The organism is Streptomyces sp. NPDC028308 (genome assembly GCF_055565855.1).
Genome location: NZ_JBVHTO010000005.1, coordinates 259,266 through 273,378, shown reverse-complemented (window position 1 = coordinate 273,378; position 14,113 = coordinate 259,266). Strand labels below are relative to the sequence as shown.

10 protein-coding genes are annotated in these 14,113 nt (G+C 72.6%); 6 read left to right on the top strand and 4 right to left on the bottom strand.

Annotation, left to right across the window (positions count from 1 at the left end):
- The first annotated feature begins 86 nt into the window (after positions 1–86).
- On the top strand, positions 87–941 hold the full coding sequence (locus ACZ4VA_RS13720) for a hypothetical protein (protein ID WP_468081331.1): 855 nt from the start codon (positions 87–89) through the stop codon (positions 939–941).
- Between the two features lie 449 nt (positions 942–1,390).
- The gene (locus ACZ4VA_RS13715) at positions 1,391–2,779 is read left to right on the top strand and encodes a tannase/feruloyl esterase family alpha/beta hydrolase (protein WP_468081329.1); all 1,389 of its coding nucleotides are present in this window, start codon (positions 1,391–1,393) and stop codon (positions 2,777–2,779) included.
- 4 nt (positions 2,780–2,783) lie between these two features.
- Here ACZ4VA_RS13715 and ACZ4VA_RS13710 read toward each other — a convergent pair whose 3' ends face one another.
- Positions 2,784–2,981 (bottom strand): hypothetical protein, encoded by a 198-nt coding sequence (locus ACZ4VA_RS13710; RefSeq protein ID WP_355782941.1) that lies wholly within the window; start codon positions 2,979–2,981, stop codon positions 2,784–2,786.
- A gap of 132 nt (positions 2,982–3,113) precedes the next feature.
- A complete protein-coding gene (locus ACZ4VA_RS13705) occupies positions 3,114–4,169 on the bottom strand; it encodes an acyl-CoA desaturase (protein ID WP_468081327.1) in 1,056 nt (351 codons plus the stop codon).
- Between the two features lie 146 nt (positions 4,170–4,315).
- On the opposite strand from ACZ4VA_RS13705, the gene ACZ4VA_RS13700 reads away from it, so the two are divergent.
- The 3 genes from ACZ4VA_RS13700 (at position 4,316) to ACZ4VA_RS13690 (ending at position 10,098) form a co-directional block, all read left to right on the top strand.
- Complete coding sequence (locus ACZ4VA_RS13700) at positions 4,316–7,270, top strand: DEAD/DEAH box helicase (RefSeq protein ID WP_468081325.1); 2,955 nt, start codon at positions 4,316–4,318, stop codon at positions 7,268–7,270.
- Positions 7,267–8,529 (top strand): SWIM zinc finger family protein, encoded by a 1,263-nt coding sequence (locus ACZ4VA_RS13695; protein WP_388904756.1) that lies wholly within the window; start codon positions 7,267–7,269, stop codon positions 8,527–8,529. The genes ACZ4VA_RS13700 and ACZ4VA_RS13695 overlap by 4 nt, the downstream gene beginning before the upstream one ends.
- 225 nt (positions 8,530–8,754) lie before the next feature.
- Positions 8,755–10,098: an esterase-like activity of phytase family protein gene (locus ACZ4VA_RS13690; protein ID WP_468081322.1), complete on the top strand. Its 1,344-nt coding sequence runs from the start codon at positions 8,755–8,757 to the stop codon at positions 10,096–10,098.
- 148 nt (positions 10,099–10,246) lie between these two features.
- On the opposite strand, the gene ACZ4VA_RS13685 is transcribed toward ACZ4VA_RS13690, so the two are convergent.
- Complete coding sequence (locus tag ACZ4VA_RS13685) at positions 10,247–10,876, bottom strand: septum formation family protein (protein ID WP_389389145.1); 630 nt, start codon at positions 10,874–10,876, stop codon at positions 10,247–10,249.
- A 426-nt stretch (positions 10,877–11,302) separates the two neighbouring features.
- Positions 11,303–12,469 carry a xylose isomerase gene (gene xylA / locus ACZ4VA_RS13680; RefSeq protein WP_355795027.1) on the bottom strand — a complete coding sequence of 389 codons (1,167 nt, stop codon included), beginning with the start codon at positions 12,467–12,469 and terminating at the stop codon, positions 11,303–11,305.
- 170 nt (positions 12,470–12,639) lie between these two features.
- Here xylA and xylB point away from each other — a divergent pair, with 170 nt between their 5' ends.
- Positions 12,640–14,085: a xylulokinase gene (xylB, locus tag ACZ4VA_RS13675; protein WP_468081320.1), complete on the top strand. Its 1,446-nt coding sequence runs from the start codon at positions 12,640–12,642 to the stop codon at positions 14,083–14,085.
- Positions 14,086–14,113 lie beyond the last annotated feature (28 nt).

Sequence of the window (14,113 nt, the reverse complement as noted above, 5' to 3'; positions counted from 1 at the left end):
CAGCTCCGGGTGCGCCTCCCCCTCGTGACAACCGGCTCACCACCGCATTAAGGTGCGCCGACGGATGAAGCGATGGGGAGGCTGGGATGGCCGGGACGGGCGAGAACGCCGTCGCCGCCGAGGACGACGACGCGCTCTACGTGCTGACCGCGGTGCTGCTGACGCCCGCGCAGTTCCCCAGCGTGCTGGGTGACGACTATCCGGAGGCATGCACGGCGCTCGATCTGGCACCGCTCGCCGACGGGTACGGCTTGGTGCTGGGTCAGGACTCCGACGGTGCGCGGTGGACGGTCGTGATCGACGACGTCTCACTGGTCGCGGTGGCCATCGCGTCATGGGACTGCGGCATCGAGTACGAACTGTCGCCCGACGAGCGCACCGTGGTGGCCGCGCTGCCCGGCTGGCCGCTCGCGGTCGCCGTGGCGGCTCCCGGTGTGCCGGCCCCGCACGATCCCGAGCCCGAGGTCGCCGAACGCCCTCCGCTGGCACCGCCGGACACCAGCGTCTGGGGCCCCGCCCAGCGTCGCCTCGGTGCCGACGAGATCGCCCTGCAGTGGGCTGTGTGGCGGGAGCAGATCCCCGAGGACCAGTTCGCGGACCCCGGAAGCGCAGAAGGAGCCGAGGGGGCCTCCATCGCCTCGGAGGAGGCGGACGGCGAGACGAAGACCGGGCCGCGCGACGGCATCCGCCGGGTACTGGCCGAGGCGCACGCCTACGTGGAGAAGGCGCCGCCGCTCGGCCGCGTCCGGTCCTCCTTCGCCCCGGGTGACGCGCGGACGCTGCGGGCCGACGGCCCCGGCTGGTCCATGGTCGCGCGGACCGACGACATCGCCTTCGTACTGCTGGACGAGGAACCCGGCGAGGTCCTGCCGATCGGCCGCGGTGCCCAGCTGCCCGGGCTCCTGGAGGCCCTCGACAAGATGGCGGTACGTCCGGCCTGACGGAGCCGCACGGGTGGGGCCGCAGGCGAGGGCCGTCCGAGCGCCAGCGCTCGCGCGCGGACCGCAGTGTGGCGGGGCTACATGGGGCCGCACTCCAGCATGACGTGACGGGAGTGGGGCGTGCCCGACGCCCGGCGTGCCCGGCTGGCATGCCCGACGTCCGACTCCACCGAAGCCCGCCCCGACCGGCGTAGGACGGTCGGATGTCGCCCCCGGCACCGGAGTTGGCGAGGGGCGCGAGCCGAGCAGCCTCGGCCCTCGCCAGGCCGCAGGGCGAGTCGTGGACTCAGTGTGGGGGTGGCGCACGCCGCAGCGCGGCGGTGCGCTGAAACGGGGTCGTGAACCCCCACACCCGCGACGCGTCCCATGTGGTCCGCACCCATGGTGGACGACCGGACGGGATCGCAGCATGGGGCAGCCCCAAGCTCCCGTCCCCCTGGAGGCCGGTCATGCGCCCGTCCCGCCGTGTTCCCCTGCTCGCCGCCACCGCCCTGGCACTGACCCTTACCGGGCCCGTCCCGGCGGGAGCCGCGGCGGCGGGCGCCGACCACTGCGAGCGGCAGGATGCCGTACGGGTGCCCGGTGCCGCGTTCCAGCAGAGCGCGTGTCTGGAAGACCTGACCACCGCCGGGCTCGCCGGCACGCCGTACACGGACATGGCCGACCAGGCGGGGCTCACCGCCAAGGGGACGACCAACCCATCCAGCGTGCCCGGGACACAGATCGACGGCTACTTTCCGGACAACTCGGGCTTCAACGCCACGCACGGCTGGCGCCACGACGCGCAGTTCGTGATCCGGCTGCCCGACCACTGGAACGGGGGCCTCGTCGTCACGGGCGCCCCGGGCACCCGCAAGCAGTACGCCACGGACACGGCCATCTCCGATCAGGTGCTGGCACAGGGGTACGCGTACGCGGCCACCGACAAGGGCAACAGCGGGCCCGACTTCTACCGCGACGGAAGTCGGCCGGGAGACGCCGTGGCCGAGTGGAACCGGCGGACCACCCAGCTCACGCGTGCCGCCAGGAAGGCGGTGGCCCAGCGCTACGGCCACGCACCCCGCCGCACGTACATGACCGGGATCTCCAACGGCGGCTACCTCACCCGATGGCAGCTGGAGAACCACGCCGAGCTGTACGACGGTGGGGTGGACTGGGAGGGCGCGCTGTGGACCGCCGAAGGGCCGAGCCTCCTCACCTCGCTGCCGACCGCGGTGGCCAGAACGCTCGGCGCGGCGGACGACGGCGACATGGAGGCGGTGGGCTTCTCGCCCCGCTCCGCCTTCCTGTGGCCGTACCACGAGAAGGCCTATTGGGGCGTCACGCAGAAGATCTACCGCGCCGAGTTCGACCCGGCCTATGACGCCGGATGCCCTGGAGCGTCCGCCGGGTCCACCGTGGAACAGATCCTGGCGCCGTGCCCGAGCGACGCCACGTACGACTACGCGTCCCGCCCGGCGTCCGTGCACCGGGCCGTCGCGCGCGTGGCTCTGACCGGACGGATCGGCCGGCCGCTGATCACCCTGCACGGCGATCTGGACGCGCTGCTGCCCAAGACCGCGGACTCCGACGTGTACGCGCGCATGGTCGACGACAGTGGCCGGGGGCAGCGGCACCGCTACTACTCCGTGGAGGACGGGACGCACGTCGACGGGCTGTACGACACGTATCCCGACCGCCTGCGGCCGATCCTGCCCTGCTACCGCTCCGCCTTCCACGCGCTGACCGTCTGGGTCGAGCGAGGAACGCGGCCCCCCGCTGACCACACCGTCGGCAGGCCAGCGAGCGGCGACGAGGTCAACTCCTGCTCGCTGGAGGAGACCGCATCGCCTCGGTAGCCCTTCAGCGGCCAAGCTCCTTGCGACCGGCACGGCGCAGCCTGCGCCGCTGTGAGGGGTCGAGCGTCAGGTAGGCGGCGGTGGGTATGCCCAGCACGATCAGGAAAGCGATCCACCAGGGCACACCCACCGCCGGAAGCAGGATCAGCAGGACGATCCCGATCCCCACTCCGCCTGCGACGACCTTCGCGTTCTTCGACATGTGTGTGTCGCCTCCTTCGCGGCCACCGGCCGCTCTCTGTCGTGAAAACGGATCGGCGCTCCGCGCGGTTCCGGAACGCGACCCCGAGAGACCCCTGAGTCGCGACCCCGACTCTCCCCTGAGATCCCCTCGCTACTCGACCCTGAGGGGTTCTCCGACCTCGTACATGTGGCGCAGCGCCTGCCGATAGGAGTCGACGAGCCCGGTCTCCGCGTAAGGGATACCCAACTCCGCGCAGTGGGCGCGCACCAGAGGCCGGGCCAGTCGGAGGTGCGGCCGGGGCATGCTCGGGAAGAGGTGGTGCTCGATCTGGTAGTTGAGGCCGCCGAGGAACCAGTCGGTCAGCGCTCCGCCGCGGATGTTCCGCGAGGTGAGCACCTGGCGGCGCAGATGGCCCCAGCGTTCGCCGTCCGGGTCGGGCATCTCCATGCCCTTGTGGTTGGGCGCGAAGGCGAGACCGAGGTGGAGGCCGAAGAGTGCCTGGTGCAGGGCGGCGAAGGCGAGGGCCTTGCCGAGGGACATGGTGGTGAGCAGCAGTGTCGCGTAGGCCGCGACGTGGGCGACGAGCAACAGGGCCTCGACCGCCCTCTCGCGCGGGGGCTGTCGACGCAGGTCCCGGAACCCGTGGATCTTGAGGGCGATGCCTTCGAGGAGGGTGAGCGGGAAGAAGAGCCAGGCCTGGTTGCGAGTGAGCCAGCGCCGGAAACCCGAGCGCTCGGCGGCCTGCGCGCTGGTGAACACCAGGACGTCCGCGACGACGTCCGGGTCCTTGTCCACGTGGTTGGGGTTGGCGTGATGGCGGGAGTGCTTGTCGTTCCACCAGGCGTAGCTCATGCCCAGGAGGAGATTGCCGTGGACGAGGCCGATCAGGCGGCCGACCGCCTTGTCGCCGGTGATCTGCGCGTGTCCCGCGTCGTGGCCTATGAAGGCCGACCGTGCGCAGAGCACGGCAAGGACCGGAGCCAGAAGCAGGACCCACCAGGAGGCACCGGCGAGGGCTATGCCGGTGACGACGCCCACCAGTGACAGGGCGTTGACGGCGATCGCGCGGGCGTACCAGCCGCGCCGGCGCTCCAGGAGGTGCCGGGCCCGGACGGTCCTCAGGAGGGGTGCGAAGTCGCTTCCAGCGGGCGGTCCGGGAACGGCCTCCGAAGGGTGCGTCTCGACGGCCGCGGCACTCAGGGGCATGTGGGTCTCCGGTCTCTCATGACATGCGCTGACCTTGTGAAACGTACGTATGCGCACCGCCCGGAGACCATGGCGCCACCACCCGGGTACACGGGGGGCCAGCACAGTGCCACCAGGGGGGTTGTCCACACCTCCGGGGGGTGCGCATGACCCGGGACACCCGGCCGCACCTTTCCGTTCTCGGGCGCGGGTGCTGTACCCTCGGCGACTCGACCCGACTAGTCAAATTTGAGGAACGCGCCATCGCCGAGCAGACACCCCCTGTCACCTCCCCCGCCGAGATCGCCGAACTGGCGCGCTGCCGTGCCGTGTTCGTCCCCGCCGACCCGGCACGTACCGGGCGGATCGCCTTCTGGACGCCCGGCGGCGAAGGGCCGCCCGTCGTCGAGTCCCGGTCGGCTGAGGACCTCGCGGTCGCCCTGCCCGGTGCCGAGGGGATCGAGCTGGTGACCGTGCCCGCCGTCCTGCTGCCGGTGCGTTCCGCCCTGCCGGTGCTCACACGCGCGCGTGCCGCCGCGCGGGCCCACCGGGCGACGGCGTTCTGGGGCGCGGCGGCCGTGTTCGCCCTGCAACTCGCGGCACGAGGGCTGCTGCTGCCCGGCCTGACCCCGGACGACCACGACGCGTGGCGTGCGGGCCCGCTCCGCGCGGAGGACCTGACGCGGATGCGCGATCTGGCTGCCGCCATGCCGCCGGAAGCCCACGCGGTGCCGTTGGACGAGCGGGAACCGCTGCGGCTGCCCGAGCCGGAGCTGCTGCTGCGCGCCTTCCTCGACGCCGTCGCCGACACCTTGCCCCGGTCCCCCGCGGCACGCATGGCGGCGGGCGGCCCGGCCTTCGCCGCCCCGGAACCGCGGCACGTGCCGGAGCAGCGCGCCTGGGCCGCGGACGTGGCCGCCGGACACGACGCCGGCGTGCGGGTCTCGTTGCGCATCGAGGTGCCGGGACTGGTGTCGACCACCTCGGACGGCGGCCGTCTGCCCTTCCGTGCCGTGCTGCAGGTGCACAGTGCCGACGACCCGGCGCTCGTCGCGGACGCCGCGGCGATCTGGGCCGGCTCCCAGGCGTTCGGCCCACGCGCGCGGATGGACACCCTGCTGGCACTGCGCCGCGCGGCCCGGTCCTGGGCCCCGCTGACACCCCTGCTGTCGGCGGCGGAGCCGGACGCCCTGGAGCTGGCCGACGAAGAGGTCACCGAACTCCTGGGTGAGGGCGCCCGGATGCTGGGCGCCGCCGGGGTCGAGGTGCACTGGCCGAAGGAACTGGCGCGCAAGCTCACCGCCCGGGCGGTCATCGGCCCCTCCGAGGACGAGGAAGGCGCTCGCCGGATGCGGGCCGACACGCCGTCCTTCCTGTCCGCGGACGCGTTGCTCAGCTTCAACTGGCGCTTCGCGCTGGGAGATCAGCAGCTCACCCGCCAGGAGCTGGACCGGCTGGCGGAGGCGAGCCGGCCGGTGGTGCGCCTGCGCGACCAGTGGGTTCTGGTGGATCCGGAGGAGGTCCGCCGTGCCCGGTCGCAGCAGGACCGCAAGCTCACGCCCGTCGACGCGCTCAGCGCCGCCCTGGCCGGTTCCACGGAGGTCGACGGCCGCCGGGTCGAGGTGCGGCCCACCGGCTGGTTGGCGACACTGCGGGAGCGGCTCGCGGACCCGGAGGCGCAGGACCCCGTCGGCCAGCCCGCCGCCCTCGCCGCGACGCTCCGGGACTACCAGGTCAGGGGTCTCAGCTGGCTCGCCCGGATGACCTCGCTGGGCCTCGGCGGCTGCCTGGCCGACGACATGGGGCTGGGCAAGACGATCACGCTGATCGCGCTGCACCTGCACCGGCAGAGCGACGAGTCCTCGGCCGGACCCACCCTCGTCGTCTGCCCGACGTCCCTGATGGGCAACTGGCAGCGCGAGATCGAGCGATTCGCGCCCGGGGTCCCCGTGCGGCGTTTCCACGGTTCCCGCCGCGACCTCGAAGACCTGGCCGACGGGGAGTTCGTGCTGACCACGTACGGCACGATGCGGCTCGACGCGCCGCGACTCGCCGGCGTGCCGTGGGGCATGGTCGTGGCGGACGAGGCGCAGCACGTGAAGAACCCGTACTCGGCCACGGCACGCGCGCTGCGCACCATCGGTGCACGCGCACGCGTGGCTCTCACCGGGACCCCGGTGGAGAACAACCTGTCGGAACTGTGGGCCATCCTCGACTGGACGACACCAGGACTCCTCGGTGGGCTCGGCGCCTTCCGCACCCGGTACGCGCACGCGGTGGAGGGCGGGCAGGACCCCGCGGCCGGCGAGCGGCTGGGGCGGCTCGTACGGCCGTTCCTGCTGCGGCGCCGGAAGTCGGACCCGGGCATCGCACCGGAGCTTCCGCCCAAGACCGAGACCGACCGTGCCGTGTCGCTCACCAAGGAGCAGACGGGGCTCTACGAGGCCGTGGTGCGCGAGACGCTGGCGGAGATCGCGGGCGCCGACAGCATGGCGCGGCGAGGTCTGATCGTGAAGCTGCTGACGGGGCTCAAGCAGATCTGCAACCACCCCGCCCAGTTCCTCAAGGAGGAGAGACCGACGATCGCGGGTCGGTCGGGAAAGCTGGAGCTGCTGGACGAACTGCTCGACACCATCCTCTCCGAGGGAGCGGGCGTTCTGGTCTTCACGCAGTACGTGCAAATGGCGCGTCTCATCGAGCGGCACCTGGCGGCGCGCGGTGTGCCGTCGCAGTTCCTGCACGGGGGTACGCCCGTCCAGGAACGGGAGCGGATGGTGCGGCGTTTCCAGGAGGGCGAGGTCCCCGTCTTCCTGCTGTCGCTGAAGGCGGCGGGCACGGGCCTGAACCTGACGAGAGCGGAACACGTCGTGCACTACGACCGCTGGTGGAATCCGGCCGTCGAGGCGCAGGCCACCGACCGCGCGTACCGCATCGGCCAGACGCGGCCCGTGCAGGTGCACCGGCTGATCGCCGAGGGGACCATCGAGGACCGGATCGCCGAGATGCTGGTCCGCAAAAGGGAGTTGGCCGACGCGGTGCTCGGCTCCGGCGAGTCGGTGCTGACCGAGCTGACGGACGCGCAACTGGCCGACCTGGTGGAGCTGCGAGGGGGCGCCCGATGACCGACCACGACATAGAGCGTACGTTCGAGGCGTTGCCGCCGGCCCAGGGGCGGGCCTTCGCGCGGACCTGGTGGGGGCGGGCCTGGCTCAAGGCCCTGGAGGACACGGCGCTCGACTCGGTCCAGCTGAAGGCCGGGCGCCGCCTCGCGCGCGCGGGTGCGGTCGGGGCGGTGTCCGTACGCCCGGGGCGCATCACGGCAGTCGTCCAGGACCGCGACCGCACCTCGCACCGCGCCGACGTCCTGTTGCCGGAGCTCTCCGAAGAGCAATGGGGCCGCTTCCTGGACATCGCCGTCGAACGCGCGGGACACGTCGCCGCTTTGCTCGACCGGGAGATGCCGCCGCACCTGGTGGAGGACGGTGCGGTGGCCGGCGTCGAACTCCTGCCGGGCGTCGGTGAGCTGGAACCGGAGTGCGACTGCGGCTCCTGGGACCACTGCGGGCACACGGCGGCCCTGTGCTACCAGCTGGCGCGACTCCTGGACGAGGACCCGTTCGTGCTGCTGCTCATACGAGGACGTGGCGAAGGCGCCCTGCTGGACGACCTCCAGGCACGCGCCACCAGACCCGCCGAGGACCGGTTTTCCCCGCGACAGCATTCTCCGGAGGGTGTGGACGCCGCCGAGGCGTACGCGACCGGCGACATCCTGCCGCCCCTCCCCGCCCTGCCCGAACCGCCCGAACAACCGGGTCAGCCGCCGTCCCTGGACACCGACACCCCGCCCGCACCCGGCGTGGAGCCCTCCGCCCTCGAATTCCTCGCCGCGCAGGCGGCCGAGGAGGCACGGGTGCTCCTCGTGGACGCGCTCGACCCCGAGCACGTACGACGCCCACCGGCCGACGAACTGACGCTCGCTCAGGACGCTGTGCGGCTGGCGGCGGGCACGCCGGACGAGCGGATCGCCGGCCGGCTCGCCGCCGGATCCGGGCGGGACAGGGACGGGCTGGCCCTCGCCGTCCGCGCCTGGAGCTACGGCGGCACGGCCGCACTGTCCGTGCTCGAGGACGAGTGGGCCGTGGACTCCGCGTCGCTGGCACGCGCGCGTACGGTCCTGGAGTTCGCATGGGAGGAAGGCGAACGGCCAGCTCTGCACCGCTCGGGCAACCGCTGGACGGTGAGCGGCACGCCCGCGCAGTTGCGGCTGGGCCGGGACGGCCGGTGGTGGCCGTATGCCGAGGACCGCGGCCGCTGGGTGCCCGCGGGCACGGCCACCACGGACCCGGCCACCGCCCTGGGGTCCGTGCTCGGCGACGACTGACAGGCGTGGCACACCGTACGCGCGCGCGTGCCTGCCTGACGGCCGTCGGCGCGCGCGTGGACGCGCCCCGGCATGCGTGAACACCCGTCCCACCTGCGACCTCCACGCGTTCTCCGCCGCGCGGTCAGCCACTCGTGTCGCGCCGTTCACCCGCCGGACGCGCCCTGTTGGGCAGGACAGCGGAATCTGGCCGCTGTCACCGAAAACAGTGCCCCAGGAGGCCCGATGTCCCCGCACGCCACCGGCCGACGCCGCGTCCACCGTTCCGTCGCCGCAGGAGTGCCGCTCGCCGTTCTGGCCGCCCTGACGGGCTCGGGCACCGCGAGCGCGCACGGCGACGCCGAGCAGCCGCGGGTGACCCGGACCGCGACGCTCGGAGACATTCCGCTGGGCACGTTCAGCAACGGGCTGCTGCCCGGCACGGTGTCCGACGACAGGGGTACGGATCTCGGAGGCATCGGCAGCGACATCTACCCGGCGGGCCGCGACAACGAGTTCTGGACCGTCACCGACCGGGGCCCCAACGGCCAGATCAAGGTCGACGGCAAGAAGCGCCGCACCTTCCCCGTGCCCGGCTTCGACCCCGCGATCGTCAAGATCCGCGTGGCCGGGGACACCGTACGGGTGCTCGACGCCATCGGGCTGACCACGGCCTCCGGCAAGCCCGTCACGGGGCTGCCCGACCAGGCCGGACGCGACGAGGCTCCGTACTCCTACGACGCTCGGACTCCCCTTGCGTACAACCCCAACGGCGTGGACACCGAGGGGATCGTGCGGGCCGCGGACGGCACGTTCTGGCTCGTCGACGAGTACGGGCCCTCCCTGCTCCACGTGTCGGCACACGGCCGCGTACTCACGCGGTACGTCCCCGAAGGGCTGAAGCTGACCGGCGCGGACTACCCGGTGGTCGAGGCGCTGCCGGCCGTCTTCCTGCACCGGAAGATCAACCGCGGTTTCGAAGGGCTCGCCCAACTCCCCGGCGGTGACCTCGTGATGGCGCTGCAGAGCCCGCTCTCCCTGCCGGACGGCGACGCTGGTGAGGCCTCCCGCACGACCCGTCTGGTGCGCTTCTCGCCGAAGAAGCGCACGGTCACCGCCGAGTACGCCTACCGCTTCGACCCGGTGGACGTCGTCGACCCGGGCGAGGACGACACGTCGGAGCTGAAGATCTCCTCGGTGGTCGCCGTCGGGGGCAACCGGCTGCTGGTCGAGGAGCGCACGGACAAGGCGGCGCGGCTCCAGTCGGTGGAACTCACCCGGGACGCCGACATCCTGGGGCGGGCCTGGGACGACGACACGGCCTCGCCGTCCCTGGAGCAGCTCGACGACCCGGCCGCCGCGGGTGTCCCGGTGCTGCGCAAGCACCTGGTCGTCGACCTCGGCAAGGTGGCCGGGGTGCCCGGCAAGATCGAGGGTGTCGCGCGCGTGCGGAACGACACGCTGGCGCTCATCAACGACAACGACTTCGGGATGACGGACGGTCCGGAGGCGTTCGACGCGCAGGGCCGTCTCGTGGACAGCGGGATCGAGACGACGGTCACGTACGTGCGGCTGCCGCGCCGTATCTGATTCCGGCGTCCCACTGGGGTGCCGTACGGAGGGACACGGTAGCGCGCCTGGACCTGTTGGGAACGTACGGCCCCGCGCGCGCCTGAACCTCGGCTGGGCAGCGTGCACGCGCGCGTAGGTGGTGCTGGTCGCCTACGCGCGCGTGCCCTCACGCCAGCGGCTTCGTCAGTTTGCGGCTGCCTCCGCCCGTGTCTGCGACGAGGCTGCAGGTGACGTTGTCGATGCCGACGTCGTACGTGGAGGTGTCCGGGTACTGCACGAGGGTCCCGCGCACGGTTCCGGCGGGCTGTTCGGCCGTCTCGCGCCGCAGCGTCTTCTCGCACAGCGCCGAAGCGGCCTCGCTGCGGGCGGTGTCCGAGGCGTAGGTGCCTTCCAGTTCGACGACGCGCACGACCTCGGCGTCGTGGGGCTCACGGCACGACTGCCTGGCCGCCTGGCCCGGCCGACTGCTGTCGACGTCGAAACAGTCGCCCTTCTTGAGCATGTAGTACGGGATCTCGTCGCCCGCCGGGACCGCGAAGAGCGATTCGAGGTCGCTCGGAAGGGCGCTGGGGAGCCCGCTGGGAAAGTCCGTCGGGAAGTTGCTCGGCAGACCCGACGGCAGTCTCGACGGAAGCTCCGTGGGCAGCTTCGAGGGGATGCTCAGGGACGGGGCGGGCGAACGACCCGTCCTCGTGTCGCTGTCGGTGGGTGACTTGTCGTCCGACGAGTCACCGCCCTGAGTGACCACCAGGAGTACGGCGGCGAGAACGCCCACGGCCACCACCACGGCGATCACGAGGAAGAGGGTGTTACGGCGCGGCCCCGGACCTCCGGGCGGTCCTGCAGGCGGCGGGGGCGGCATGCCCTCACCGCCGCCCTGCCCGGACGACCAGTTGCCGTCGTCCGGAGGCGGGCCGTAGCCTCCGCCGGCGTATCCGCCTCCTCCGGGCAGCGTCCCGTAGCCGTCCGGAGGGGGACCGTAGCCCCCGGACGGCGGACCGAATCCACCGTGGTCCGGGGGCGGCGTGCCCCCTGGCGGCTGGGGCGGTAAGGGTGGCGTGGCCATACCGCCAAGCGTCGCCCCGTGCCGGCGAGTGCGCGACCCCCGCGCGGGAGTTGATACGGACTCATGCCACGGAAGGCACGGTTCCGGAGCATTCCCGGCGCGGGCGGCGAGCAGGAGCGGCTGGAGACGCCAATCGGTTCGTCCTCAGGGGCTCGATCAGCCCCGGGCCCCCAGCAGGTGGTCCATGGCCAGCTGGTCCAGCCGCTCGAAGGCCATGCCGCGCGCGGCGGCCTCCTCCACGTCGAAGTCCTCGAACGCCGACCGGTCGTCGAGGAGAGCCGTCAGACCGTCCGCCGCCGTGGGCTGCGCCAGCTCGTCCAGTCGCGAGGCCCGCAGCGCCTCCTGGACCTCGGGGTCGGCCCGGAAAGCGGCCGCCCGGTCGCGCAGGACGAGGTAGTTGCGCATGCAGCCCGCAGCGGACGCCCACACGCCGTCGAAGTCCTCGGTCCGCGGCGGCTTGAAGTCGAAGTGCCTCGGCCCCTCGTAGCCGGCGGTCTCCAGGAGGTCCACGAGCCAGAAGGCGGACCGCAGGTCGCCCGCGCCGAAGCGCAGGTCCTGGTCGTACTTGATGCCCGACTGGCCGTTCAGGTCGATGTGGAAGAGCTTGCCCGCCCACAGTGCCTGGGCGATGCCGTGCGGGAAGTTCAGGCCGGCCATCTGCTCGTGGCCCACCTCCGGGTTGACGCCGTACAGCTCGGGGCGCTCCAGGCGCTCGATGAAGGCGAGGGCGTGGCCGACCGTGGGGAGCAGGATGTCGCCGCGCGGCTCGTTCGGCTTGGGCTCGATCGCGAAGCGCAGGTCGTAGCCCTGGGAGGTCACGTACTCGCCCAGGAGATCGAAGGCCTCCTTCATGCGGTCGAGGGCGACGCGCACGTCCTTGGCCGCGCCCGACTCCGCGCCCTCCCGGCCGCCCCAGGCGACGTAGGTCTGGGCACCGAGTTCGACCGCGAGGTCGACGTTGCGGATCGTCTTGCGCAGGGCGTAGCGGCGTACGTCCCGGTCGTTGGCCGTGAAGGCGCCGTCCTTGAACACGGGGTGCGTGAACAGGTTGGTGGTGGCCATCGGCACCTTCAGGCCGGTCGCGTCGAGAGCCTGGCGGAAGCGCTTGATGTGGGACTCGCGCTCGGTGTCCGAGGACCCGAAGGGGATCAGGTCGTCGTCGTGGAAGGTGACTCCGTAGGCGCCCAGCTCGGCCAGGCGCTGCACCGACTCGACCGGGTCGAGGGCACGCCGCGTGGCGTCGCCGAACGGGTCCCTCCCCTGCCAGCCGACGGTCCACAGGCCGAAGGTGAACCTGTCATCGGGGGTGGGCTGGTAGTTCATGCCGCGGCTCCTTGCTCTGTTTCGCTCCGACTATTTCGTCATGGCACTTAACAAATTAGTATGCGGAGGCATCTCTGGGAAGAGACGAATCACGAAACCCGGTCACAGTGGTCCCGGGACACGCCGTCACCAGGACAGATCCCGCGGAGCCGCGGAAGAGGGAGAGCCCGATGTCAGCAGCCGAGGGTCCGCTGGTCGTGGGGGTGGACACATCCACCCAGTCCACCAAAGCCCTGGTCGTCGACGCATCCACCGGACAGGTGGTGGCGAGCGGACAGGCGCCGCACACCGTCTCCTCCGGAGCGGGCCGCGAGAGCGACCCGCGCCAGTGGTGGGACGCCCTCAGGGAGGCCCTCCACCAGTGCGGGGACGCGGCGCACGAGGCCGCGGCGGTGTCGATCGGCGGACAGCAGCACGGCCTGGTCACCCTGGACGCCGCGGGCGACCCGGTGCGCCCGGCGCTCCTGTGGAACGACGTGCGCTCTGCGCCCCAGGCCCGCCGGCTGATCGAGGAGCTCGGCGGACCCAAGGCGTGGGCCGAACGGTGCGGCAGCGTGCCCGGGCCCTCCTTCACGGTGACGAAGTGGACGTGGCTCGCCGAGCACGAGCCGGAGGCCCTCCGCGCCACCGCGGCCGTGCGTCTGCCCCACGACTACCTCACCGAGCGCCTCACCGGAGAGGGCACGACGGACCGCGGTGACGTCTCCGGCACGGGCTGGTGGGCGTCCGCGACGGAGTCGTACGACGCGGAGGTCCTCGCGCACATCGGCCTCGACCCCGCCCTGCTCCCCCGCGTCGTGCGCCCCGGCGAGGTGGCGGGCACCGTCCGCGACACCGCCGACCTGCCGTTCTCCAAGGGCACCCTCGTCGCGGCCGGCACCGGCGACAACGCGGCCGCCGCGCTCGGACTCGGCCTGCGCCCCGGCACGGCCGTGCTCAGCCTCGGCACGTCAGGCACGGTCTACGCCGTCTCCACGCACCGTCCCGCCGACCCGACCGGCACCGTGGCCGGCTTCGCCGACGCGCGCGGAGACTGGCTCCCGCTGGCCTGCACCCTGAACTGCACGCTCGCCGTCGACCGCATCGCCGCGCTGCTCGGACTGGACCGCGAAGCTGTGGAGCCTGGCGCGGGCGTTACCCTGCTGCCCTACCTGGACGGCGAGCGGACACCCGACCTGCCGCACGCCGCGGGCCTGCTGCACGGGCTCCGGCACGACACGACGGGCGGCCAGCTGCTGCAAGCCGCTTACGACGGCGCCGTCCACTCCCTCCTCGGCGCACTGGACCTCGTACTCGACCCGGAAGCCGACCGGTCGGCGCCCTTGCTGCTCATCGGCGGAGGCGCGCGGGGCAAGGCGTGGCAGGAGACCGTACGCCGCCTGTCGGGACGGCCCGTCCAGGTGCCCGAGGCCAGAGAGCTGGTCGCACTGGGCGCCGCCGCACAGGCCGCCGGACTGCTGACCGGCGAGGACCCGGCGGCGGTGGCCCGGCGCTGGGACACCGCCCGCGGTCCCGTGCTCGACGCCGTGGAACGGGACGAGGCGACGCTCGCCAGGATCGCCGGGGTACTCTCCGACGCGGCCCCGCTGCTGGAGCGGGTACCGGACAAGCGCTGACGAGGGTCGGCCTGACCAGGGCAGCCCC